This window comes from Thiomicrorhabdus indica (assembly GCF_004293625.1).
Classification (GTDB): domain Bacteria; phylum Pseudomonadota; class Gammaproteobacteria; order Thiomicrospirales; family Thiomicrospiraceae; genus Thiomicrorhabdus; species Thiomicrorhabdus indica.
Window position 1 is genome coordinate 943,548 of the sequence record NZ_CP033040.1, and the last position, 22,718, is coordinate 966,265.

Annotated in this window: 26 protein-coding genes; 17 read left to right on the forward strand and 9 right to left on the reverse strand. The window is 41.7% G+C overall.

Annotation, left to right across the window (positions count from 1 at the left end; genetic code table 11):
* Positions 1-32 precede the first annotated feature (32 nt).
* Complete coding sequence (coaE, locus tag D9T12_RS03880; RefSeq protein ID WP_165395033.1) at positions 33-653, reverse strand: dephospho-CoA kinase; 621 nt, start codon at positions 651-653, stop codon at positions 33-35.
* Between the two features lie 56 nt (positions 654-709).
* Here coaE and D9T12_RS03885 point away from each other — a divergent pair, with 56 nt between their 5' ends.
* Both D9T12_RS03885 and grxD read left to right on the forward strand, forming a co-directional pair.
* Complete coding sequence (locus D9T12_RS03885; RefSeq protein ID WP_130536944.1) at positions 710-2,533, forward strand: N-acetylglutaminylglutamine amidotransferase; 1,824 nt, start codon at positions 710-712, stop codon at positions 2,531-2,533.
* 156 nt (positions 2,534-2,689) lie between these two features.
* Positions 2,690-3,046: a Grx4 family monothiol glutaredoxin gene (grxD, locus tag D9T12_RS03890; protein ID WP_130536945.1), complete on the forward strand. Its 357-nt coding sequence runs from the start codon at positions 2,690-2,692 to the stop codon at positions 3,044-3,046.
* Positions 3,047-3,135: 89 nt separating this feature from the next.
* On the opposite strand, the gene rnt is transcribed toward grxD, so the two are convergent.
* The gene (rnt, locus tag D9T12_RS03895) at positions 3,136-3,753 is read right to left on the reverse strand and encodes a ribonuclease T (protein ID WP_130536946.1); all 618 of its coding nucleotides are present in this window, start codon (positions 3,751-3,753) and stop codon (positions 3,136-3,138) included.
* 9 nt (positions 3,754-3,762) lie between these two features.
* Positions 3,763-5,079 carry an amino-acid N-acetyltransferase gene (argA, locus tag D9T12_RS03900; RefSeq protein ID WP_130536947.1) on the reverse strand — a complete coding sequence of 439 codons (1,317 nt, stop codon included), beginning with the start codon at positions 5,077-5,079 and terminating at the stop codon, positions 3,763-3,765.
* Positions 5,080-5,212: 133 nt separating this feature from the next.
* On the opposite strand from argA, the gene ilvD reads away from it, so the two are divergent.
* Together ilvD and D9T12_RS03910 are read left to right on the forward strand one after the other, a co-directional pair.
* A complete protein-coding gene (gene ilvD / locus D9T12_RS03905) occupies positions 5,213-7,075 on the forward strand; it encodes a dihydroxy-acid dehydratase (RefSeq protein WP_130536948.1) in 1,863 nt (620 codons plus the stop codon).
* 61 nt (positions 7,076-7,136) lie between these two features.
* The gene (locus tag D9T12_RS03910) at positions 7,137-7,538 is read left to right on the forward strand and encodes a TerB family tellurite resistance protein (RefSeq protein ID WP_130536949.1); all 402 of its coding nucleotides are present in this window, start codon (positions 7,137-7,139) and stop codon (positions 7,536-7,538) included.
* A 171-nt stretch (positions 7,539-7,709) separates the two neighbouring features.
* On the opposite strand, the gene soxA is transcribed toward D9T12_RS03910, so the two are convergent.
* From soxA to D9T12_RS03935, 5 genes are all read right to left on the reverse strand, one after another.
* Entirely contained in the window at positions 7,710-8,540 is an 831-nt protein-coding gene (soxA, locus tag D9T12_RS03915; RefSeq protein WP_130536950.1) for a sulfur oxidation c-type cytochrome SoxA, read from the reverse strand.
* 101 nt (positions 8,541-8,641) lie between these two features.
* On the reverse strand, positions 8,642-8,953 hold the full coding sequence (gene soxZ, locus D9T12_RS03920; protein ID WP_130536951.1) for a thiosulfate oxidation carrier complex protein SoxZ: 312 nt from the start codon (positions 8,951-8,953) through the stop codon (positions 8,642-8,644).
* 52 nt (positions 8,954-9,005) lie between these two features.
* Positions 9,006-9,476 carry a thiosulfate oxidation carrier protein SoxY gene (gene soxY, locus D9T12_RS03925; protein WP_130536952.1) on the reverse strand — a complete coding sequence of 157 codons (471 nt, stop codon included), beginning with the start codon at positions 9,474-9,476 and terminating at the stop codon, positions 9,006-9,008.
* A gap of 41 nt (positions 9,477-9,517) precedes the next feature.
* Complete coding sequence (gene soxX / locus D9T12_RS03930; protein ID WP_130536953.1) at positions 9,518-9,895, reverse strand: sulfur oxidation c-type cytochrome SoxX; 378 nt, start codon at positions 9,893-9,895, stop codon at positions 9,518-9,520.
* A 192-nt stretch (positions 9,896-10,087) separates the two neighbouring features.
* Entirely contained in the window at positions 10,088-11,572 is a 1,485-nt protein-coding gene (locus tag D9T12_RS03935; RefSeq protein ID WP_130536954.1) for a M48 family metallopeptidase, read from the reverse strand.
* A 128-nt stretch (positions 11,573-11,700) separates the two neighbouring features.
* On the opposite strand from D9T12_RS03935, the gene D9T12_RS03940 reads away from it, so the two are divergent.
* The 6 genes from D9T12_RS03940 (at position 11,701) to rimI (ending at position 16,541) form a co-directional block, all read left to right on the forward strand.
* A complete protein-coding gene (locus D9T12_RS03940; RefSeq protein WP_130536955.1) occupies positions 11,701-11,979 on the forward strand; it encodes a sulfurtransferase TusA family protein in 279 nt (92 codons plus the stop codon).
* A 28-nt stretch (positions 11,980-12,007) separates the two neighbouring features.
* A complete protein-coding gene (locus D9T12_RS03945) occupies positions 12,008-12,547 on the forward strand; it encodes a DsrE/DsrF/DrsH-like family protein (RefSeq protein ID WP_130536956.1) in 540 nt (179 codons plus the stop codon).
* Between the two features lie 114 nt (positions 12,548-12,661).
* Positions 12,662-13,477, forward strand: coding sequence for a CDP-diacylglycerol--serine O-phosphatidyltransferase (pssA, locus tag D9T12_RS03950; protein WP_130536957.1), 816 nt, complete (start codon positions 12,662-12,664; stop codon positions 13,475-13,477).
* Between the two features lie 81 nt (positions 13,478-13,558).
* Positions 13,559-15,100, forward strand: coding sequence for a 2-isopropylmalate synthase (locus tag D9T12_RS03955; RefSeq protein WP_130536958.1), 1,542 nt, complete (start codon positions 13,559-13,561; stop codon positions 15,098-15,100).
* 35 nt (positions 15,101-15,135) lie between these two features.
* Positions 15,136-15,729: a hypothetical protein gene (locus D9T12_RS03960; protein ID WP_130536959.1), complete on the forward strand. Its 594-nt coding sequence runs from the start codon at positions 15,136-15,138 to the stop codon at positions 15,727-15,729.
* Between the two features lie 335 nt (positions 15,730-16,064).
* Positions 16,065-16,541, forward strand: a complete 477-nt coding sequence (gene rimI / locus D9T12_RS03965; RefSeq protein ID WP_130536960.1) for a ribosomal protein S18-alanine N-acetyltransferase — start codon at positions 16,065-16,067, stop codon at positions 16,539-16,541.
* A 113-nt stretch (positions 16,542-16,654) separates the two neighbouring features.
* On the opposite strand, the gene D9T12_RS03970 is transcribed toward rimI, so the two are convergent.
* Positions 16,655-17,455: an inositol monophosphatase family protein gene (locus D9T12_RS03970; protein WP_130536961.1), complete on the reverse strand. Its 801-nt coding sequence runs from the start codon at positions 17,453-17,455 to the stop codon at positions 16,655-16,657.
* A gap of 154 nt (positions 17,456-17,609) precedes the next feature.
* On the opposite strand from D9T12_RS03970, the gene D9T12_RS03975 reads away from it, so the two are divergent.
* The 7 genes from D9T12_RS03975 (at position 17,610) to D9T12_RS04005 (ending at position 22,646) form a co-directional block, all read left to right on the forward strand.
* Positions 17,610-18,386 carry an RNA methyltransferase gene (locus D9T12_RS03975; RefSeq protein ID WP_130536962.1) on the forward strand — a complete coding sequence of 259 codons (777 nt, stop codon included), beginning with the start codon at positions 17,610-17,612 and terminating at the stop codon, positions 18,384-18,386.
* The gene (cysE, locus tag D9T12_RS03980) at positions 18,387-19,268 is read left to right on the forward strand and encodes a serine O-acetyltransferase (protein ID WP_338064811.1); all 882 of its coding nucleotides are present in this window, start codon (positions 18,387-18,389) and stop codon (positions 19,266-19,268) included. It begins immediately after the preceding gene.
* 263 nt (positions 19,269-19,531) lie between these two features.
* On the forward strand, positions 19,532-19,963 hold the full coding sequence (locus D9T12_RS03985) for an Rrf2 family transcriptional regulator (RefSeq protein ID WP_130536964.1): 432 nt from the start codon (positions 19,532-19,534) through the stop codon (positions 19,961-19,963).
* Positions 19,964-20,064: 101 nt separating this feature from the next.
* Positions 20,065-20,391, forward strand: coding sequence for a HesB/IscA family protein (locus tag D9T12_RS03990; RefSeq protein ID WP_130536965.1), 327 nt, complete (start codon positions 20,065-20,067; stop codon positions 20,389-20,391).
* 140 nt (positions 20,392-20,531) lie between these two features.
* Complete coding sequence (gene ndk / locus D9T12_RS03995; RefSeq protein WP_130536966.1) at positions 20,532-20,951, forward strand: nucleoside-diphosphate kinase; 420 nt, start codon at positions 20,532-20,534, stop codon at positions 20,949-20,951.
* 52 nt (positions 20,952-21,003) lie between these two features.
* A complete protein-coding gene (gene rlmN, locus D9T12_RS04000) occupies positions 21,004-22,122 on the forward strand; it encodes a dual-specificity RNA methyltransferase RlmN (protein ID WP_130538516.1) in 1,119 nt (372 codons plus the stop codon).
* A gap of 17 nt (positions 22,123-22,139) precedes the next feature.
* On the forward strand, positions 22,140-22,646 hold the full coding sequence (locus tag D9T12_RS04005) for a helix-turn-helix domain-containing protein (protein WP_130536967.1): 507 nt from the start codon (positions 22,140-22,142) through the stop codon (positions 22,644-22,646).
* Positions 22,647-22,718: the final 72 nt, after the last annotated feature.

Here is a 22,718-nt window from a genome sequence, read left to right on the forward strand (position 1 = left end):
TTCTATTCTATATCTAATACGTTTAGTGCGCGCTAATTTGTATTAATAATCTCTGCCACTTGCTGTTCCAAATGTTCGAGGTTTTGGTTATTGTCAATCACGAGATTGGCAAACGATAGTCGTTGCAAAGGAGTTGCTTGGCTAGCAATAATGTTTTTGATTTGCTCAATCGTCGTTCCATCTCTTTGACTTGCTCGTTCAATCTGTTTGCTCTCTAAACAGTCGATGACCCAAATTTCATCTAAATAGTCTGGAATTTCACGTTTTTTGACAATTCCTTCAATCAGTAGTGGGATTGCCACTAATAAAAAGGGAGCTCGGTAGTTCTTATCTTGTTTAAATTGTTGAATTTGTGTAAGGGTTTTGTCTTGAATTAATGGATGCAGAATCGATTCAAGTTTTAACCGGCCGGTGGAATCTTGAGGATCCCTAAAAATAATATTACGGAGTACGGTTCTATTTAAGCTTCCATCCTCATTGAGCACTTTTTTACCAAATTCTTTAACGACTCTCTTCAAGCCTTCTGTGCCAGGCTTGACAACTTCTCGAGCGATTTGATCTGTGTCAATGGTCTCAATGCCATGGACGAACATAAGTTTACAAAAAGAGCTCTTGCCTGAGCCAATTCCGCCGGTGAGTCCAATAATTTTCATATAGTCGGTGTTCTTTGAATACAATATTGACATTAATTTTATAGGAGCCTGAGCATATGTGCGGCATTTGTGGAGAAATTTATTTTAATGGTCAACAGGCCAGCGAGCAGAGTTTGCAGCCAATGTTGGATGAAATGCAACAACGAGGGCCGGATGATGTTGGAGCTTGGATCGATGGGCACATAGGTCTTGGTCACAAACGTTTATCGATTATTGATTTGTCATCCGCAGGGCATCAGCCGATGCTAGACGACGAGTTATCACTGGTGTTTAATGGTTGTATTTACAACTATGTTGAACTGCGTGATGAGTTAATCGAGCATGGTCACAGCTTTGCCTCGCATTCTGATACGGAAGTGATTTTAAAGGCCTATCGTCAATGGGGGATGGAGTGTGTTAATCGCTTTGAGGGCATGTTTGCCATTGCGATCTGGGATGATCATCATCAGCAACTGTTGTTGGCGCGTGATCGTATTGGAATCAAGCCGCTTTATTATGCATTGGTCGACGGCGGAATTCGTTTTGCTTCCAATACCCAAGCGCTGTTGGCAACTGATGGTATTGACACTGAAATCGATCCGGTCGGTTTGCATTTTCAGCTGACCCTACATGCGGTGATTCCTGCACCATATACGATTCTAAAAGGGATTCGCAAGTTAGAACCGGGACATTGGATGATCATTAATCCTGATGGACAGGTGTTTAAAAAGCGTTATTGGCACTTGGAAGCGAAACGACCGGCCGGTGACGTTTTTAAAGGTAAAGCGGTTCCGCAAACTGAAAGCGAATGGGTGGATGCGATTCATGATTCATTAAAGCAGGCGGTTCATAAGCGTTTAACCGCGTCGGATGTGCCGGTTGGGGTTCTGTTATCAGGTGGTTTGGATTCGAGTTTGTTGGTGGCCATGTTGGCGGAAGCTGGCGTGGAAAATATCAAAACCTATTCAATCGGGTTTGAAGATGCTCCGGAAGAGAAAGGCAATGAGTTTGAATTCTCGGATATGGTCGCTGAGCGTTATCAGACCGACCATAAAAAATTCCATATTGCCAATGAAACGGTTTTACCTCGACTGCATGAAGCGGTAGAAGCGATGTCTGAGCCAATGGTGGGGCAAGATGCAGTGGCATTTTATCTATTGTCGGAACAGGTCGCCAAAGAGGTTAAAGTTGTGCTTTCAGGACAAGGCGCGGATGAAGTCTTTGGTGGCTACTTTTGGTATCCACTAATGGCGCAGGCGGGTAAAAAAATTGATTTACAAAACCCAGAACAGGCATTGAATGCCTTTGCACCCTATTACTTTGATCGTTCTCATGACGAGTGGATAAGTGTGATTAATGAAAAGTACCACGTGCATAATGTTACCGGTGATTATATTGCCGACCGTTTAACGGAGACCGGCGCAGATGAGTTTTTAGATCAAGTGTTACGCTTAGATACGACAACCTTGATTGTCGATGATCCTGTCAAGCGAGTGGATAATATGACGATGGCTTGGAGTCTTGAGGCGCGTGTGCCATTTTTGGATCACGATCTCGTTGAATGGGCAATGGCCGCTCCACCGGAGATGAAAACCGGTGGCAAACATATTCTCAAAGCGATTGGCCGAGGCATTGTGCCGGACGAAATTATTGATCGTCCAAAAGTAGCGTTTCCAATGCCAGCACTGAAATATGTTCGTGGTGAGTTTTATGAATTTATGAAAGGGTTGTTAACCTCGGAAGCGGCTCAAAAACGCGGGATTTTTAATCAGGAGAAATTAGCCGAACTGCTTGAAAACCCTGAGGCAGAGAATGCCTTTACGGCGATTCAGGGCTCTAAGCTTTGGCATGCCGCGCTACTCGAGTTCTGGTTGCAAAAACATGTTGATAAAACCTTATAAGAATCGTGTGAAAAATACACCGGCCGGTAGAATATTGTGAATTCCTGAGTAAAATGGTCGGGAATTAAAGTTGGTATGCTATCAATTTACTTATATTATTAGTAGAATATTGGTCAGATTAATAATTTTTATGATTAAAGTCTTAAGGGAAGCATTATGGAAAACCAAGAACAAATTGTTAAAGAAACACTTGACCGAATTCATGATCAAGTTTCAAACAACCCTGTAGTGATTTATATGAAGGGAACGCCGCAAATGCCATCGTGTGGCTTTTCAAGTCGAGCTGCGCAAGCTTTGGTTGAAACTGGTGAGAAGTTTGCGTTTGTAAATGTTCTTGCGGATGCCATGATTTTTGAACATCTGCCGAAATACCAAGACTGGCCAACTTTCCCTCAGTTATACATCGATGGTGAGTTGCAAGGTGGGTGTGACATAACCCTAGAACTTGCAGAATCGGGCGAGTTGAAAAACATGATGGCCGCTGCAAATGCGAAGGTGGCCGACGCAGAATAAATTACAGTTTATTCAAGTCACAAAAACGCCATACTGGATTTTCAGTGTGGCGTTTTTTTTGGCCTGAATGGTCGAACAGACTCCTAGGTTTAATAGTCTTCGCTATCTGTTTCCAGTGGCCATTGATTAACAATTTTGCAGAACAAATCAGCCGTCTTTTCTGTGTCATAGACCGCAGAATGCGCAAGTGAATTGTCCCATTCTATATTCGCTTTTTCCATTGCTTTGGCTAGAACCGTTTGACCATAAGCAAGGCCGGAAAGCGAAACCGTATCAAAGGTACTGAATTGATGGAAAGGGCTTTTGAGGTTGTTGCGTTCTGCTGCCGCCAGCACAAAGTTCAAGTCAAAAAAAGCATTGTGGCCAACGAGAATGGCACGTGTGCAGCCGGTGGCTTTGATTTCTTTATTGATGACTTCAAATAATTCTTTAAGTGCTTGTTTCTCGGGCATAGCATTACGAAACGGATGATAGGGGTTTTCCATGCCAATAAACTTTAAAGCGCTTTGCTCGATATTTGCGCCTTCAAATGGCAGGATGTTGCGGTCGTAGGTCTGTTTCGGTTTTAACCGGCCGGTGGAATCCATTTCTAAAGTCACAACAGCTACTTCCAGAAGTGCATCCGTTTGAGCGTTAAAGCCAGCCGTTTCAACATCGACAACAATTGGAAGAAATCCTCGGAAACGATCTTTGATTTGAAAGGTCATGAAATATCTTTAGCTGGTTTTCAGCGGTTTAATTAATACTTTTGATTGGCGTTGATAGTTGTACAACTCTTGTTTACCGGCTGGTAAATCTTCGGGGGATTTTAATTCAAACCCATGCTCGATAAACCAGTGATAGGTTTGAGTTGTCAGTAAAAAAAGTTGCGTTAAATTTTTTGATTGCGCTTTTTGGGTAATGGCATGCAAAAGCTGCTCACCCAGTTGCTGCCCTTGATAATCTTGGTGTACCGCGAGACATGCAAGTTCACCACTTGTTTTATTGTGGCTATCGGAGTATTCGTAAAGCGCGGCACAACCAATAATACAATGATCGCGTTCAATGACGGTAAATTTATCAATTTCCAATTCTAGTCGCTCGCGCGAGCGTTTTACTAAAATGCCTTTTGATTCCAATGGCGTAATTAGTTCGATAATTGCAGAAATATCTTCATGTCTAGCGGAGCGAATCTGATGATAGTGATCACTGAAAATTAGCAACCCAGAACCATCACGTGTAAAGAGTTCGGTGAGTAAAGACGAAGGTTCATTCTGATGCAGAATGTGGATGCGTTTTACATCTTGATAAATCGTGCGCAATTGATTGATTTTAGGTTGTAAGCTTTCGGGAAGCGCTTTTGCATTTTGTTCAAATTCCCATTGTGAAATTTGCCGGCCGGTGGATTTTAATGGTTCAAGCCATGCTTGAAGGTCTTCAAAAACCATTAATTTATCGGCTTTAAGCTGCTTAGCAATTTCGCAAGCTTGTTCAAAGGTGTTGAGATTAAACACCTCTCCCGTTAATGAATACGCAAGTGGCGTAAGCAAAACAATTTGCTTGGCGTTAAGAGAGTCTTGAATACCGGCAATGTTTACTTTTCTTAAGATTCCTGTATGGCCAAAGTCAATGCCGTCAATGACGCCTTTGGGTTGTGCAATGACCCAGTTGCCAGACACAATCGTTAGGGGTTGAGTCTGTTGGTGACTGGTGGCACAAAAAATGGCTTCGAGTTGACTTCTAACTTGACCAATTGTTTTTTGGAAAATGGGAAGAATTTCAGTCGGAGTAATGCGACAACCGAGGTGTTGTTGCCATGCATGTCGCTGTTGTTCAAGCGCTTGGTCAATTTGTGTGGTTGCTCCCATCGCCAAGACAAGATTAATATTCAAGTTATGCAATAAGGTGATGTCTTGAGATAACTGGAGTAAAGCATCAGATTCATCTAATAATTCACCAGGTAAATAAAGGACAAAGGTCTTGCCACGATGTTGCTCAATATAATGTGAGGATTGGCGTAGGCTTTGGATAAAATCTAATTCAGATTGCTTCATGAATATGCGAAAATAGTTGGATTAATTTTTCAAAGTATATACTACTCAATCTTGAATAATCTAATCTCTTTGCAAATTGCAGGGCGTTAAATGATTCACTCAGGTTGAATTCGTCATTATCAAGGAGTTTTTCATGCCTCAATATCGTTCAAAAACCAGTACTCATGGCCGTAATATGGCCGGCGCTCGAGCGCTTTGGCGTGCAACCGGAATGCAGACTGAAGATTTCGGTAAGCCAATTATTGCGGTTGCGAACTCGTTTACTCAGTTTGTTCCAGGTCATGTTCACTTGAAAGACATGGGTCAGTTGGTTGCCAGAGTGATTGAAGAGGCCGGTGGTGTTGCCAAAGAATTCAATACGATTGCGGTCGATGACGGGATTGCAATGGGGCATGACGGTATGTTGTACTCTCTGCCATCGCGTGATTTGATTGCGGATTCAGTAGAGTATATGTGTAATGCTCACTGCGCGGATGCGTTGGTGTGTATTTCCAACTGTGACAAAATTACTCCAGGGATGATGATGGCCGCTATGCGCCTGAATATTCCAACCATTTTTGTGACCGGTGGGCCAATGGAGTCAGGGAAAACCGTTCTTGGTGGCGAAGCAATCAAATTAGATTTAGTGGATGCGATGGTCATGGCGGCTGACAGCAATTGTTCTGACGCGGATGTTGAAGAAGTTGAGGTGTCTGCGTGCCCAACGTGTGGTTCATGTTCAGGGATGTTCACTGCAAACTCGATGAACTGTTTAGCAGAGGCTCTTGGTATGGCATTACCGGGTAATGGTTCGACATTGGCCACTCATGCAGATCGTAAGCATTTATTTGAAGAAGCAGGCCGTCGAATTGTTGAAATTGCTAAAGAATATTATGAAAAAGACAATGCAGATGTCTTGCCACGTGCGATTGCAACCTATGAAGCTTTTGAAAATGCTATGGCATTAGATGTCGCAATGGGTGGTTCAACCAATACAGTTCTTCATTTATTAGCAATTGCTAAAGAAGCGGGTGTGAATTTCACGATGGCAGATATGGATCGTATTTCTCGTCAAATTCCTTGTTTAGTTAAAGTTGCACCAAATTCGAAGATTTTCCATATGGAGGATGTTCATCGTGCCGGTGGGATTATGCGTATTTTGGGTGAGCTAGATCGTGGGGGCTTAATTAATCGTGATGTGCCAACGGTTCACGCATCGTCTATGGGTGCTGCAATGGATTTATGGGATGTTCGTCGAACGGATGATGAGGCAGTGCATAAATTTTTCCGTGCTGCTCCAGGTGGTGTTCGCACTACAGAAGCGTTTAGTCAGGACAAACGTTGGAAAACGACGGATACCGATCCAGCTGAGGGGTGTGTGCGCGATTTAGAGCACGCTTACACAGTTGAAGGTGGACTTGCTGTTCTGTATGGAAACATTGCTCTGGACGGCTGTATTGTTAAAACAGCTGGAGTGGATGAGGAAATCTTTAAGTTCTCTGGGCCTGCTCGTATTTATGAATCGCAAGATGCTGCTGTGGCTGGTATTTTAGGTGATGAAGTGAAGTCTGGTGAAGTTGTAATTATTCGCTATGAAGGGCCAAAAGGTGGTCCGGGAATGCAAGAGATGCTTTATCCAACCTCTTATCTCAAGTCGAAAGGGTTAGGTAAAGAATGTGCGTTGCTAACAGATGGTCGTTTCTCGGGTGGTACTTCTGGTCTGTCAATTGGCCACGCTTCACCAGAAGCCGCTGAAGGTGGAAACATCGGCTTGGTGGAAACGGGCGATATGATTGAAATCGATATTCCAAACCGTACGATTAATGTTCAATTGACAGATGAGCAATTGGCAGAACGACGTCAAGCAATGGTCGCTAAAGGTAAAGATGCGTGGAAGCCGGTAGAAGATCGTCCTCGTCGAATTACACCAGCATTGCGAGCTTATGCTGCCATGACAACGAGTGCAGCGTTTGGTGCAGTTCGAGACGTTGACCAAATTGAACACAAGAAATTTTAGTTTTTAACGCCAATAGTGTTACTCTGTTGGCGTTTTATCAAAACTCAATCAGGGGAGTTTTATGTTTGCAGATCAGTTAACCCAAGAACAGCGACAAGTTGTTTTTGATTTGGCAGCGAATTTAGCAGCGGCCGATAATGAAGTGTCTCCAGAAGAGGAGCAGTATCTTAAAGATTTCAGCGAAGCCTATGCGATTGATTATGACTTGGATAAATCTGAGTTAGACATTAACGTTGCTTTATCGAAATTGGATACCAAGAAATCCAGAATTATTACCTTGCAAGAGTTGATTAAGCTGTCATATAAAGATGGCCACTTTGGCAAGGAAGAGCAAGATAAGGTTTTCTTACTCGCTCAAAAAATGGGTTTGAATAACACTGATTTCTTAATGCGTGTTGAAGCATGGGTTCGTCAAGGGTTTGATTGGATCTATGAAGGTGAGCAGATGCTTGACGGTGAATGATTAAGTTTTAGAGCTGAGTCACTTATCTTATAAAGACCCAGATTATTCTGGGTTTTTTTATGTCTGCCTTAAGGTGGTTTTATTTACCGGCCGGTAAACGTTTCTAAAAATTAGACAATAAAAAACCCAGCATAGGCTGGGTTTTGAAAAGTTTTAAGTTAGAACTTAAACTTATTGACGGTAACCAGGACCGTTGATTTCCAAGTGGTTTGACATGTAAGCTTGGAAGAATTCTAGGTTACGGTATTCCTCACTCTGTGCTTTAAATGGTTTAGCACGCATGTTTTTATGACAACCACCGTAACGACGGTGCAATGTCCCTAATTCCTGCCATTTAGCGCGGAATACTGGGAAGTGAGTTGTGTGACCTAGGTTAGGTGATAACAAATCTGCACGTGCATAACGCCCAGAATTGTAGGTATGACATTTCGCACAAGATAGGCCTAACTGACCTGTTGGACGTAGGTAAATATCACGACCTTTGTTGAAAGCAGCTTTAGCGCCTTCAGAATCGATTTTGACGTTAACTTTTTCACCGCGAGCTTGGTAAGCAAGGTACGCGCTTACTTTTGCCATGTCACCTTTTTTATATTTGTAAGGTTTCAGGCCTGCGTTTTCACGACAAATATTGATTGCCCATTCAAGTGTCACCACTTGCTGAGTCTTTTCATCGAAGTATGGATAATGTTGGCGAACATTTGCAGGATCATCTCCAAAGCATTTTTCATAAACTGCTTTGTCTGCATTATAAAGTTCTTCACCGGCATCAACCGAATCTAAATATGGAGGGAATTCTTCAACGGCTTCCCATTGAGCGCGTTTATCTTCACTGTAGATATAACCACCGTCTTTGTAATCGTCAAATGCGATTTTAGGACTTTTGGCTTTAAAGAAGTCAACAAGTTGTTGACGATCTGTTTCAGGATCTACATTCGAGTTCGCCATTGCAGTATTGGCGCCTACAGATACACCCAAAAGTGCAATTAGTAGTGTTTTTTTCATTGTAATCCTCCGACCGAGAGCTAGAAATGTATTGTTTTTATATTTTAGAGGGGATGGGCGCCTAAACAGAGTTAGGCGCCAAGAAACAAATCAGGTACTAATTACTTGATTTTGATTGTTTCTTCACCAGTTTCACCAGTGTTGTCTTTCAGAGTAACTTTAACTTCATCACCTGAGTTAGCGCTAACTTTAACAGCCATGTATGGGTTTGCAGAAACCGCACCAGACCATTGAGAGTTAATTGCTGCAGTACCGTTTACAGATACTTCAACCATGTCGATGTATTTTGCTGGATATGGCTTACCAGTTTTTTTGTTCATACGAACACCAGATTCCATTGGGTGCTTGATTAGAGCTTTGATCTCTGCAACGCCACCTTTTGATTTGCCACGCATACGGATTTTAATAGACATATTATTTCCTTCTAAAAATTATTGAATCGTAAAGTAATACTGGGGTAGTGGATTAACCACCACATCCACCGATTGTTACTTTAACTTCTTGCTCAGCTTTAAGAAGCTTGCCGCCAGCGTTAACAATAGCGATAACGTTCATTGTTTCACCCATTTTGATACGAGTAGAAGCGTAACCTACTGCACCAGCACCGAATGTGTATTCACAAACCATTGGCATTGGGTTTTTAGAAGCAAGGATAGAGATAGATTCAACACCAGAGATACCAGAAGCATCTACAGTAACAGGAGTTACTGCACCGTTCTCAGCAATCGCAGGAGCTTTAAGCTTTACATCACCAGATGCAGTTGCAGCAGAAGAACCGTAAACAGCTGAGATAGCGTCGTCAGTTGATTTTGCTGCGAAAGCTTTTGAGTTCCAATCAGCAGCTAGAACTGTGCTTGGTGTTAGAAGACCAGCGTTAACAGCAACTGCTGCTGCACCAGTGGCTAGGGTACCTTTAAGGAAAGATCTACGTTTCATAAGGTTTTAAACTCCCGGTTAAGGTTTATGAAAAAATTAAATTACAGCGTATAGATATAATCAACAATTTTGCTGATTTCATCATCAGATAAAATACCGTGTGATCCAAACTCCGGCATCATGCTGTTAGGAACTTTTGGTGAATCATCCGTTCCCCAAACTTTGTCGAACAGCTTTTGCTTGTCAGGATAACGTAATTTCATTGCAATTAGCGCTGGACCAATATTGCCCGGTTGAGCACCATCACCTGCCATATGGCAAGCAAGACAGTTCCCTTTAGCACGAGAGAAAGCTAACTTCTTACCTTCTTCAATAGTAGAAGCACCTTTTTCTGCAGCCTGCGCAGTTACTGGAGACAATGCTACTGCAGATGAAATAGCTACAGCTGTCAACAGTTGTTTCACTTTAGAATTAATCATTCTTCTCCTCCTAAAAATGTCTTTCGACTATCCCTTATCTAATTAGTTGGGATTTATATTTTGAGCTAAGGATTGCTCTTGGTTGGTTAGCTTACTGGCTAAAAAAACAAACGCAAGCCTTTTGAATGCGTTTATCTATAGCAATATTTAATCTGCTCTAAATATTTTTTTATGAACTAGGGTATATCTAAACTAATCAGAAAGTTTTTTAAAGGTATCTTCATATTTTGTAAGGAATTTTTGGATTTCTTCATTGTGGGTGCCATTGTTTTTGTCATTGATTCTCTTGGCCTCATCAATAAAATGTTTTGATCGTTCAAAGTTAAAAATACTCTGTTGAGCTGTTGCTTGGTGCAGGTATGCCAAAGCCTGAACCCCCATTAGGTCATAAATTTCCGCTAATTTATTCTCTAATGCAAAACTGTATTTCTCTCTTTTATGGTTTGAGAGCCATTTGATTGCTTGAGTTGGTCGTTGATTTTGAATAAATAAATCTGCAACAAAAACAGAGGTTGCTATGCGCTGTGTGTAAATAGAGTCATGCAGTTTGGCCATTTTTATTGCTGCGTCTTCATATATTGTTAAGTCTGGCAGGTTTTTATTTTCAATTTTTAAGTCGGTGATTCTTTCTAGTAATAAATTTGTGTAAAGCGGATGGGTAAATTCTTCATTACTTGCTTTTAGTAAACAATTCAGGTGTTTAATTGATGAATTGTTTTTGGTTAGTTCTATCGTATTCAGCTGATAGCAATGCTCGGCTTTCGATAATTCGCCTTTAGTTCGGTTAAGGTGCCAATTTCGTTGTGAATTTAGTTGGTTAAGTCGAATTTTAATGAGTGAAAGTTGTTCACTGGGAGGATTGATTTTGAGTGGAAGCAAGTTATTGGCTCGGTTTTCTGCTTGGATTAGTCTGTTGGTCGACATCGGGTGTGTACGTAGAATTTCAGGAATTTGAAATTCATTATTACGACTTTCATCAGCAAGACGACCAAAGAAATCTGCCATTGCATGAGCATTGAAGCCTGCATCGTATAAAATCTTGATGCCAACATAGTCAGCTTCGTTTTCATGTTGGCGAGAGTTTTTGAGTTGTTTTTCAATGTTTAGGCTTTGTCCACCCATTAATGCAGCCATTCCTGCATTGGGATCAACCATGCCAATTAAAATTGCAGCAAGCAACGTTGCAACAGAGGTGGTTGTTCCTTGTGTCGAATTATAAAGATAGCGGCGAGATAGATGTTGTTGTGTAATGTGGGCAATTTCATGTGCAATGACAGAAGCAAGTTCTGCTTCTGTTTTGACCGCTTTAATCAGGCCTGTATGAATGCCAATTACTCCATTAGGTCCTGCAAATGCGTTGATTGAATCATTTTCAATGACGTAAAAGCTGAATTCACGGTTTTGTCCACTGTGCATGGCGACCTTGTGTCCAATTTGACGAATATAGTCGTTAATTTCTGGGTCTTGGTTCAATTTGAATTCAGTGTGTAGACTTCTCGTAAAAGCTTGTCCGAATTTTTTTTCGGCTTCGGGTGTGTACAAGCTGAGGTCGGGCGCACCCAAATCAGGAAGGTGAATGGCGTCGGAGAGTACTTTTGATGGCGTTAATATGAGCAATGCACTAAAAAAAATGGCTGGCAGTTTTTGAGAAAGCAGAAAATTAAGAGTTTTATGCATGATCACCAACGGTTGCTTTTTGTGTGTTTTAAAAAATGGATTGTAACTTGGAATCGTAATCTATTTAAGGCTCCATGCTTGAGGCATCGTTGCGATAAAATATCAAAAATGCTGTAAGGAATTCAAATATGACAAATAATGTGCAAGTGCTCGATGTTGTTGGAGTTGCATGTCCAATGCCGATTATCAAGTTAAAAAAGACATTGTCTCAACTTAGGGCTCAAGCGGATAGGCCTTCTTTGCAAGTATTTTTTTCTGATAAAGGAGGACTCAAAGATATTCCAGCGTTTTGCCAACAAGCACAGTTGAAATGTCGAACGCCTCAAAAAGATGAAAAGCTCCTATTGAGCAACTTGGATGAAATTGCAAAAGGTACAGAGGTGTATTGTTTTGTTATCACTTTTTGATGGAATTGGGATCAAATAGGTTTTAAATATGACAGATGTGTTATCAGAATCTGCTTTAAACAGCACCGGCCGGTTAAGTATTATTCAATCGCAGGGAACGTTGGACTGGGCGTACGCCAATTTCATTTTGGCTTCAACTGCAGTGGCTATGGATAAAGAGGTTGAGGTGTTTTGTACCTTTTATGGGTTAGAAGTTCTGAAAAAAGACTTATCTGGATTGAAAATCAATCCACTTGGTAACCCGGCTATGCGCCTCCAGAGTCCCGTTGGGCCGGATTGGTTTAAGGCAGTAGATTGGAATCGTGTTATGCCTGGCTTGGCTTGGAGTTTGCCTGGAATGAGTAAGTTAGCGACAGCCGCGTTTAAAAAGACACTGCAAAAAAATGGTCAGCTGCCTATTCATGAACTGCGTGAACTTTGCGTTGAGTTGGGGGTCAAGATGACGGCTTGTCAGATGACTGTGGATTTGCTTGGCTATCAAGCCGAGGAGTTAATTGAAACTGCAGAGTTTGCTGGCGCAGCCAGTTATTTTGCGGCTTCACCGAATAATCAAAGTTTATTTATCTAATGACTGAGGTAATTCGTTGAGTAAATTATCTGTTCGGTCTGATATGATTTGCCATTAGCAATGTATTTTAATGTACATTGCTGCTCTTTAGATGGATTAGGAAAGAAATAACAGATGAAATCCTTTAATCGTGGAATTTATTTATTGCCCAATTTAATGACAACAGCTGCATTGTTTGCAGGGTTTTACGCTGTCATTGCTGGTATTCAAGGCGCTTTTCTTGAAGGTGCAATTGCTATTTTTGTGGCAATGATTTTCGATGGCCTCGATGGTCGAGTGGCTCGTATGACCAATTCCAGCAGTGCTTTTGGGGCAGAGTATGACAGCTTAGCGGATATGGTGTCGTTTGGTTTGGCGCCAGCCTTACTTATGTTTCAGTGGGCGATGCAAGATTTTGGCAAAATTGGTTGGTTGGCTGCATTTATTTACACTGCAGGAGCGGCGTTACGTTTGGCGAGGTTTAACACGCAAGTTGGGGTTGCAGATAAACGCTACTTTCAAGGTCTACCTAGTCCCGCAGCAGCGGCTTTGTTAGCCGGCTTAATCTGGATGGTGGAATCTAATCAAATGCAAGACGCTTATGTACCAATGGTCGGTCTTTTCTTAACAGTTTTTGCCGGCTTAATGATGGTTAGTAATATCCGCTTTCATTCCTTTAAAGAGCTTAATTTAAAAGGTAAGGTGCCTTTTGTAACCTTGCTGGTTGTGGTGATGATATTTGTCATTATTACGATTAAGCCTGCCATGATTCTGTTCTCGATCATGTTTTTGTATGCATTTTCTGGTCCTGTAATTACTTTAGTGACTTTACGTAAAACTCGGGAATTGCGTCGTCAACAACACCGTCAAGCGGAAAAAAACAAAAATCAAGATGAAGGCAATGAGCGAGATCTTGGTTCAGAAAGCCAATCCGATACGAATTCTAAATAGTTGATTGAAAACCAAATGAAATGTTACCGGCCGGTGGAGTTTAAGGCGGTTAACAACGTTTAAAAATATAAGGGATTTAACATGAATGATTCATTAATTATTTTCGATACTACTTTGCGTGACGGTGAGCAAAGCCCTGGTGCCTCAATGACGAAAGAGGAAAAGATTCGCATTGCCAAACAGTTGGAAAAAATGCGAGTGAATGTCATTGAAGCAGGGTTTCCGGCAGCATCTATTGGTGATTTTGAGGCGGTACAAGCGGTTGCCTCTACGGTCAAGGATAGTACCATTTGTGGTTTGGCGCGTGCGGTTGAAAATGATATTCGTCGTGCAGGTGAAGCTATTAAACCCGCAAACTCCGGTCGTATTCATACTTTTATTGCGACGTCGCCAATTCATATGGAAAAGAAACTGCGTATGAGTCCTGATGAGGTGGTTGAGCGAGCAGTCTGGGCGGTGAAGTTGGCTCGTCAGTACACTGATAATGTTGAATTTTCCCCTGAAGATGCTGGACGTTCTAATCCTGACTTTTTGTGTCGCGTGATTGAAGCGGTCATTGAAGCCGGTGCCGGTACGATTAATATTCCAGATACGGTAGGTTATAACGTGCCTGAGCAATTCGGTGCTTTGTTTAAACACCTGATTTCAAATATCCCAAATTCTGATAAGGCGATTTTCTCGGCGCATTGCCACAATGATTTGGGTCTGGCAGTGGCTAACTCGCTTTCCGCTGTTCAAAACGGTGCTCGTCAGATTGAATGTACGATCAATGGTTTGGGTGAGCGTGCTGGAAATACCGCTTTGGAAGAAGTGGTAATGGCGGTGAAGACCCGTCAGGATGTATTTGGTATTGATACACAAATCAACACGCAGGAAATTGTGCCAGCTTCCAAGTTGGTCGCAAATATTACTGGGTTTGCCGTGCAACCGAACAAAGCGATTGTGGGAGCAAACGCCTTTGCTCATGAGTCAGGGATTCACCAAGATGGTGTTCTCAAGCATCGTGAAACCTATGAAATCATGCGAGCGGAAGACGTGGGCTGGACAGCCAATAAAATGGTTCTGGGCAAACATTCTGGTCGCAATGCATTTAAAACCCGTTTGGAAGAGTTGGGGATCGTGATTGAAACCGAGCAGGAACTGAATGAATTGTTTGTTCGTTTTAAAGATTTGGCGGATCGTAAACATGAAATTTACGATGAAGATATTCAGGCTTTGGTCACTGATAATAATACGGTCATGACCGAAAATGAGAGTTATAAATTGGTTTCATTAAAAGTCTCGACAGAAACCGGCGAGCAACCTCAAGCGCAAGTCACATTGTGGGTGGAGGGTGATGAAGTACAAGCGACGGCGCAAGGTGGTGGTGTTGTGGATGCGACCTTTAAAGCGATTGAGTCAATGGTGAATTCTGGCGCATCGCTTGAATTATATTCGGTAAGTAATGTGACCAACGGAACGGATTCATTAGGTGAAACAACGGTTCGCATGGAAAAGGCTGGGCGAATTGTGAATGGTCAAGGTTCGGACACGGATATTGTGACGGCTTCTGCAAAAGCGTATATCAATGCATTGAATAAGTTGAAAGCCGATCCGCAAAAAGCACATCCTCAATCGGTTTAATGAGTTTTATTGGTAGAATTAAGTAGCAAAGTTAAGTGTCTAATTCAAAGCAGAAAGCAAAACTACAACCTCAATTTTCGACAGAATTTCTCAGTCAACTCGGTGTTCCTGCTTGGAGTGAAAATCCAGAGTTTTTTCACCGGCCGGTTGAGAATCAAGTTCAAGATAATGCGTTGTTAGAGACGCAAGTTCGAAGTAGTGAGCCTGAGTCACAAGCAAAGGTTCCTGTAGCTTCTTCCGAGCCAGTCCAAAATTCATCTAATGATGTTTCAACAGTCCAACAAGTTGCTCGTGTCTTTATTGCTAGTGGCGTGGATGAAATTTGGCAGAACGAAACATCACTTGCTTGGCAGTTGTGGGAAAATATTTTATTGGCGTTTGGCTGGCAGGAATCGGAGGTTGAGTTTTTCGATGCGGCTACAATGGTCACAGAAGAGAGTCTTTTTGATTGTATGGAAGCTTTAATGGAGTTGCCAATTGATCAAGTCTTTGTGATGTTGGATGATCACCCAATTGTTGAAATGTTGCAAGAGGGATTAGAGGTGGTGCATTTGCCGAGTTTTGAAGAAATGCTCGATGACCCTTATGCTAAGCAACGTTTTTATCAAAGCGTCATTCAGTACGCTTAATTCTTTACGGAACCTCTGATCGAATCAGATTAATTTCTCAGCTCTTCGCCGAGTTCTTCGTTTCTGGCAACGCCAAATTTTTCAGGTCAAGGCGTGAAGTTACAGGAATGTCTAGACTTTGCAAAACTTCGCAATGCAGAGATGATAAATTTCTCGGCTCTTCGCCAAGTTCTAGGTTTGGCTAAGCCCCTGCGGGCGTAGCTTCAACCCCGTTTCTTTGTTGTTGTGACCCTTGACCTTAGAGTAACTAAGGTCGGCGTGCCACGCCTAAAATAACCGGGCTTGAAGTCACGCAGAATTTCAATTTGATTCAATCAGAGGTTCCTTACATTTTCATGTCTGATTTTTTTGTTCGTGCCATGTCTGAAACGGATTTGCCAGATGTTTTGGCAATTGAGCGTAAAGCCTATGCATTTCCTTGGTCGCAAAAGGGATTTGAAAATGCCTTGGATCAGGGACTCAATTTTGTCTTTGAAAATCTTCAAAAACAAATTATAGGCTATGGCTGTTTTTTAACGGTTTTGGATGAAGCGACGCTCATGAATCTTTGTATTTCGCCAGATTATCAGGGGCAAGGTATCGCAAAATCCGCTTTAAAACAGTTGCTGGAAAAACTGCAAGATAACTTTCAGTTTATCTATTTAGAAGTTCGAGAATCTAACCGGCCGGCAAGAAACCTCTATACTAAATTTGGATTTAGTGAAGATGGTATTCGCAAAAACTATTATCCGGCTTGGATTAAGAAAGACGGTGTTCAAACTGAAGGTCGTGAGGACGCGATTTTAATGTCAAAGCGGTTGAGAAATATCTAACAGTAGATCGCTAAGGTTTTTTAGGGTTGCGTAGGTTAAGGATGATCTGGAGAGAGCATCCTTTGAAAGTGAGTTCCTATCACCCTAAAATTTCTTACAGATCAAGGTGCTGCTTAGTTCTTACGGTTTTTAGGTGCCGTTTGCCCAATAATTTGTGCCATATGTTTATAAAGTTTTGGATTGGTTGCCAGAATGTTTCCACTCGCTAAGTAATTTTCTCCGCCACCAAAATCTGTGACCAATCCACCGGCTTCTTGAACGATTAACGCTCCAGCAGCAATATCCCAAGGTTTTAGATTATATTCCCAGTAACCATCAACTCGTCCGCAAGCGACATAAGCTAAATCCAAGGCAGCAGAACCTGCACGACGAATGCCGGCTGTTTCTGTCATAAAACGTTTGAAGCCTGCAAGATATTCATCCGCATAGTCAAATTGATAGTAAGGGAAGCCGGTCGCCATTAAAGAGTTTTCCAACTCTTTTTGCTCTGAAACACGTATTCGAGTTTGGTTTAACCACGCTCCTTCACCTCGGCTAGCGGAAAACATCTCATCTTTGACAGGGTCATAAATGGCTGCATGTTGCAGTTTGCCATTTTCAGTTACTGCAATTGAAACAGCGAAGTGCGGAAACTGGTGTAAAAAGTTGGTTGTGCCATCTAAAGGATCAATAATCCATTCAAATTTACTATTGGTTTTATGCCGGCCGGTTTCTTCTGCCAAAATGGCATGGTCTGGATGGTATTTGCGAATGGTTTGAATGATTCTCTGTTCCGCTTCAAAATCGACTTGGCTGACAAAGTCGTTCCGGCCTTTTTGCTGAATTTCAACCGCATCAAATCGCTCAAGATGATAACGGATGGATTTTCCAGCAGCTTTTGCGGCTTCTTGAGCAATATTCAATAATGGATGCATAAGGGTCTCCTGATTAGAATTTTCGGACTTGTGCCGATTTAGCGTGTTTGAGGCATTAATTGATGCTTGGTCACTACGGGTGCGAAGCCCGATATGAAAGAGTACAATGTTGGCACATAAAAAATTTAGATGATTATAAACGGAATAATAAACGATGATTGAAGATTACTGTCTTGACCCTAACTTACAAAAAATTCGAGTGGTTTTGGTGGAGACATCTCATCCAGGAAATATTGGCGCTATCGCTCGCGCTATGAAAAACATGGGGTTGAGTGAACTGGTGTTGGTTAAACCAAAAGAGTTTCCTTCACAAGTCGCCTCTGCTCGGGCGTCGAGTGCCAGCGATATTCTTGACAGAGCTCGAGTCGTACAGTCATTGGATGAGGCTTTGGTCGGATGTAAGCTTGCATTCGGTGCGAGTGCACGTTTAAGAAAAGTGTCTTGGCCACAATTGGATGTCCGCGAAACGGCTGAATTAGCAATTAAAACAGTGGTAGAGGATCAAGCAACCGTTGCTATGGTGTTTGGTCGTGAAGATTCTGGTTTAAGTAATGCTGAGATGGATAAGTGTCACTATTTGTCGCATATTCCATCAAATCCAACTTATAGCTCGCTTAATATTAGTCAGGCAGTACAGGTTTTTGCGTATGAATGCTTAATGGCGACAAATGTAAAGTCGGTGCATCAAAAAGAAGGGTATCGCCATAAATTAGCTTCCAGTGATCAATTGGAAGGGTTTTATGACCATTTATATCAAGCCCTTCAGGATATTGGTTTTTTAGATCCAAACAAAAATGCTCGATTTATGCGTCGAATGCGTCGATTATTTAATCGTTCGCAGTTGGATATTAAAGAAGTCGATATCCTGCGTGGAATTTTACGGGCGACCCAGCGCAAGTTGGGTGCAAAAGATTCGCAGAAAATAGATTAAATAGCACAAGAAAAGAATCTATATAAAAACAAAAATTCTAAGGATAATCCAATGTTTAAACGGCTACGTTCTGATATAAATTGTGTGTTTGATCGAGATCCTGCGGCACGAAATACGTTTGAGGTTTTGACAACCTATCCCGGATTGCATGCGATTTTATTCTATCGGCTTGCGCATGTATTGTGGGGGTGGAAATTGAAATGGCTGTCGCGTTGGTTATCTGGCTTTGCGCGATGGTTTACAGGTATAGAGATTCACCCTGCGGCAAAAATTGGTGATCGTCTGTTTATTGATCATGGTATGGGTGTCGTGGTTGGTGAAACTGCCGAAATTGGTGATGATTGCACGCTCTATCATGGTGTAACGCTTGGAGGGACTTCATGGCAAAAAGGAAAACGTCATCCAACGTTGGGAAATGGTGTGGTTGTTGGGGCAGGAGCTAAAGTATTAGGCCCAATTGAAGTGGGTGATAATTGCCGAATAGGTTCTAATGCAGTCGTTCTGAAGCCAATTGAGTCAGGTAAAACCGTAGTTGGGATCCCAGGGCGCGTAGTTAAAAAATCTTCTGCGAATGAAAAGCGCCGTGCGCAGATGGCAGAAAAAATTGGTTTTGATGCCTATGGGGTTTCTCAGGAAACGCCGGATCCGGTTGAAAAGGCGATTTATAGTTTGCTTGATCATATTCAGGTTCAAGACGAAAAGTTGCAGAAACTTTCCGAAGCTTTAGTAAAAGTTGGGGGAGAAACGATTGATATGCATTTTCCTGATTTAAGAGATGCGGTTTTAGAGCCTGATGACCCTGAGCAAGCTGCACATTTAAAACCTGAAGATGAAAAAGAAAATTCTTCAAAGCCTCACAATAGGGCTGATTACGAAAAGTAGCCATAATTGATATGGATTAAAGTAACTTGAGGGCTTATTTATAAACGAACGATAGATGTATTTAAGTATAGAAAGGTTTTTATTTTAAAAATAGCGTTCTGATTCAGGCAAATACTTGAGTAGTTTAGAAGGTTATTGTAATCTTAGCTCAATCATTGCATCCCCAAAAAAAATTAATATTAGAGAATATTTATATCGATTTGCTCTGTGATTGTTAGTAGTGCAAATTTTACGTCGTTTACAAATTTAAAAGGCCGAATCAAATGAAACTTACTTCAAAAGGGCGTTACGCTGTCACAGCGATGCTTGATATTGCTTTGAACCAAGAGAAAGGTGCGATTACTTTGTCTTTGATTTCTGAGCGTCAGGGGATTTCGTTATCGTATTTAGAACAAATTTTTGCAAAATTAAAGCGCGCGCAACTGGTTTCAAGTGCTCGTGGTCCAGGAGGTGGGTATCGTCTAAGCCGTAACCCAAAGGAAATTTCTGTTGGGCAAATTATTCATGCAGTGGATGAAAACTTGGATGCCAGTCAATGTTCAGGTCAGCAGAACTGTAAGGGCGGAGAGGAGTGCTTATCTCATCAGCTTTGGTGTGAAGTTAGTTCAAAGATTGATGATTTTCTTCAAGGGATTGCGCTTCAAGATGTGATGGATAAACAGCAGGTTGAACAGAAGGAAGTTCGGTTTGGCTAAACTTCTGACAGTCTGTTTTTGATGCAATTGATTCTCATTTGTTGAGAATTTTTTTTTAAATTCGCTACAATGAAGCTTTAGAAAATTTACGGAGATTTCCCATGGCAGTTACTCTTACAGAATCAGCGTCACAAAGAGTTCAAGATATGATTGCTAAACGTGGGGCTGGTATCGGTTTGCGCGTCTCTACTAAAGTGAGTGGTTGTGCAGGATTTGCTTATGTTGTCGATTATGCGGATTCTATCGACGAAGGTGATCAAGTTTTTGAGAGCTTTGGGACTAAGGTTGTAGTGGATGCTAAAAGTCTAGCAAATATTGATGGGATGGAAATTGATTACGTGCGCGAGAGCCTTTTGAATGAGGGGTTTGAGTTCAATAATCCAAATGTGAAGGACAGCTGCGGTTGTGGTGAGTCCTTTACTGTCTAAAGACCAATTCCATCAGCTGAAAGCTTGTTGAGAACGTTAGAAACCTCAGAAACTTCTGGGGTTTTTGTTTTTCTGCAGTCAAAAATAATAATTGATAGAATACTTTTCATAAATTTTTTAGCGTGTTCAAAGGATCTAGCGTGCAAAAGACATTTTCAATCATTAAGCCAGATGCCGTTAAACGAAATCTTATTGGAAAAATTCTCCAAAGGTTTGAGGACAATGGCCTTCAGGTTACCGCTTCTAAGATGATTCAGTTGACAGCAGAACAGGCTGAAGGGTTTTATGCGGAACACAAAGGGCGTGATTTTTACGAGCCTTTAGTGGCTTACATGCTTTCTGGGCCAATTATTGTCCAAGTGCTTCAAGGTGAGAATGCGATTGCAAAGAATCGGGAGATTATGGGGGTGACAGATCCTTCGAAAGCGGCAGAGGGAACGATTCGCAAAGATTTCGCCTTATCTGTCCGTGAAAACTCAGTGCATGGTTCCGATTCTCCAGAAAGTGCAGCAAGAGAGATTTCTTTCTTTTTTAATGAATCTGAAATTTGTGAGCGCTAAGCTAATGTCGCAAAGCGTTACAGAAATAAAAGCAATGACACCGGCCGGTGACATGCAAAATCAGCTGTTTGAAAGTGAACTGCATAAAAAAACCGATTTGCTTGGCATGGATCGCCAAGCAATGGAAGCTTTTTTCAAGGAGATTGGTGAAAAGCCTTTCCGTGCTGGCCAAATTATGAAATGGATTCATCAGTTTGGGATTTCAGAGTTTGATGAAATGACCAATCTGAGCAAAGCACTGCGTGAAAAGTTAAAAAAAATTGCAGTGGTACGAACGCCTAAAATTGTTGCGGAACAGGTTTCGGAAGATGGCACCATCAAGTGGTTGTTAGAAGTGGATAATAGCAATTCCGTTGAGACGGTGTTCATTCCGGAAAAAAATCGTGGCACTTTGTGCATCTCTTCTCAAGTCGGGTGTGCTCTGGATTGTAAATTCTGTGCAACGGGTAAGCAGGGGTTTAATCGTAATCTTGAAAACTGGGAAATTATCGCTCAAATGTGGGTTGCGAATAAGGCATTAGGTTGTTTGCCAAAAGAAGAACGTCGCATTTCCAATGTTGTTTTTATGGGAATGGGTGAGCCGCTTTTGAATGTGAAGCATACTTTTCCAGCGGCTCGTATTTTGATGGATGACTTTGCTTATGGTTTGTCGAAACGTCGAGTGACTATTTCGACGGCTGGTGTGGTGCCAGCAATTGACATGATTAAGGCGGAGCTTGATGTTTCTCTAGCGATTTCATTGCATGCACCGAACAACCCTTTACGGGATGTATTGGTTCCGATTAATGAAAAATACCCACTTGAAGTCTTAATGCCTAGTCTTTATCGGTATGTAGAAGGTGGGCACAGTAAGAAGCATGTGACGGTTGAATATGTCATGATTGATCATGTTAATGATCGAGTAGAGCATGCACAAGAACTTGTGGCTTTACTTGGAGAGTTGCCATGCAAGGTTAACTTGATTCCATTTAATCCGTTCCCTGATACGGATTATAAACGCTCATCCAATAATGCCATTCATCGTTTTCGTGAAGTTTTGGAAAAAGGTGGTTTGAATGTCACGGTACGTAAAACACGTGGTGATGACATTGATGCGGCTTGTGGGCAATTAGCAGGTAAGGTTAAAGACCGTACTAAACGAACACTACATAAAATTGAATTTAATCGTTAGGTTCATTGGAAAATCTTATGCGAGAGACCAACTCTGTTTCGATTTCTGGATTACTTGCTCATGCAAGAGATGATAAAGAAATGAGTCTGGAACAGGCTGCCGAGAAGCTAAATTTATCAGCAGAACAGTTAAGTGTTTTTGAAAAGCCCAATTTAGATGTTTCAGAGTTGACGGCATTTGAACGTGGATATTTACGAAACTATGCCGTTTTGCTTGAAGTAGATCTTCAACAGTTTCCAGAGCTTTTACCGGCCGGTAATAATTTGACAAGTGAGTTACATCCAACCGCTGAATATAATGATTATTCACAAAAACCACCTTTTTTTGGTGCTTCGTTATTTAAAAAGATTTTTTGGTCATTATTGCTATTCTTGATTGGGTATGGAGTTTATTCAGTTTGGCCCGGAGGGGCTGAGCTTTCGGAAATTGCTGAAGATTCTTTTGAGTTGCGGCTTGAAATCCCTGATTTAATTGAGTCCGAAAACGAACCCTCAACAGTAATAAATGGTGACAGTAGTAAGTAACATTACACAGGCCTTTGACAGGCAATGTGGAAGCACTGAAGATAACGTCTTTTCAATAAAATAAGAATGAAT

Excerpts from the sequence above, each read along its gene's own strand:
- coaE (WP_165395033.1), bottom strand. The coding sequence starts at position 653 with ATGAAAATTATTGGACTCACCGGCGGAATTGGCTCAGGCAAGAGCTCT.
- D9T12_RS03885 (WP_130536944.1), top strand. The coding sequence starts at position 710 with ATGTGCGGCATTTGTGGAGAAATTTATTTTAATGGTCAACAGGCCAGC.
- grxD (WP_130536945.1), top strand. The coding sequence starts at position 2,690 with ATGGAAAACCAAGAACAAATTGTTAAAGAAACACTTGACCGAATTCAT.
- rnt (WP_130536946.1), bottom strand. The coding sequence starts at position 3,753 with ATGACCTTTCAAATCAAAGATCGTTTCCGAGGATTTCTTCCAATTGTT.
- argA (WP_130536947.1), bottom strand. The coding sequence starts at position 5,079 with ATGAAGCAATCTGAATTAGATTTTATCCAAAGCCTACGCCAATCCTCA.
- ilvD (WP_130536948.1), top strand. The coding sequence starts at position 5,213 with ATGCCTCAATATCGTTCAAAAACCAGTACTCATGGCCGTAATATGGCC.
- D9T12_RS03910 (WP_130536949.1), top strand. The coding sequence starts at position 7,137 with ATGTTTGCAGATCAGTTAACCCAAGAACAGCGACAAGTTGTTTTTGAT.
- soxA (WP_130536950.1), bottom strand. The coding sequence starts at position 8,540 with ATGAAAAAAACACTACTAATTGCACTTTTGGGTGTATCTGTAGGCGCC.
- soxZ (WP_130536951.1), bottom strand. The coding sequence starts at position 8,953 with ATGTCTATTAAAATCCGTATGCGTGGCAAATCAAAAGGTGGCGTTGCA.
- soxY (WP_130536952.1), bottom strand. The coding sequence starts at position 9,476 with ATGAAACGTAGATCTTTCCTTAAAGGTACCCTAGCCACTGGTGCAGCA.
- soxX (WP_130536953.1), bottom strand. The coding sequence starts at position 9,895 with ATGATTAATTCTAAAGTGAAACAACTGTTGACAGCTGTAGCTATTTCA.
- D9T12_RS03935 (WP_130536954.1), bottom strand. The coding sequence starts at position 11,572 with ATGCATAAAACTCTTAATTTTCTGCTTTCTCAAAAACTGCCAGCCATT.
- D9T12_RS03940 (WP_130536955.1), top strand. The coding sequence starts at position 11,701 with ATGACAAATAATGTGCAAGTGCTCGATGTTGTTGGAGTTGCATGTCCA.
- D9T12_RS03945 (WP_130536956.1), top strand. The coding sequence starts at position 12,008 with ATGACAGATGTGTTATCAGAATCTGCTTTAAACAGCACCGGCCGGTTA.
- pssA (WP_130536957.1), top strand. The coding sequence starts at position 12,662 with ATGAAATCCTTTAATCGTGGAATTTATTTATTGCCCAATTTAATGACA.
- D9T12_RS03955 (WP_130536958.1), top strand. The coding sequence starts at position 13,559 with ATGAATGATTCATTAATTATTTTCGATACTACTTTGCGTGACGGTGAG.
- rimI (WP_130536960.1), top strand. The coding sequence starts at position 16,065 with ATGTCTGATTTTTTTGTTCGTGCCATGTCTGAAACGGATTTGCCAGAT.
- D9T12_RS03970 (WP_130536961.1), bottom strand. The coding sequence starts at position 17,455 with ATGCATCCATTATTGAATATTGCTCAAGAAGCCGCAAAAGCTGCTGGA.
- D9T12_RS03975 (WP_130536962.1), top strand. The coding sequence starts at position 17,610 with ATGATTGAAGATTACTGTCTTGACCCTAACTTACAAAAAATTCGAGTG.
- D9T12_RS03985 (WP_130536964.1), top strand. The coding sequence starts at position 19,532 with ATGAAACTTACTTCAAAAGGGCGTTACGCTGTCACAGCGATGCTTGAT.
- D9T12_RS03990 (WP_130536965.1), top strand. The coding sequence starts at position 20,065 with ATGGCAGTTACTCTTACAGAATCAGCGTCACAAAGAGTTCAAGATATG.
- rlmN (WP_130538516.1), top strand. The coding sequence starts at position 21,004 with ATGCAAAATCAGCTGTTTGAAAGTGAACTGCATAAAAAAACCGATTTG.
- D9T12_RS04005 (WP_130536967.1), top strand. The coding sequence starts at position 22,140 with ATGCGAGAGACCAACTCTGTTTCGATTTCTGGATTACTTGCTCATGCA.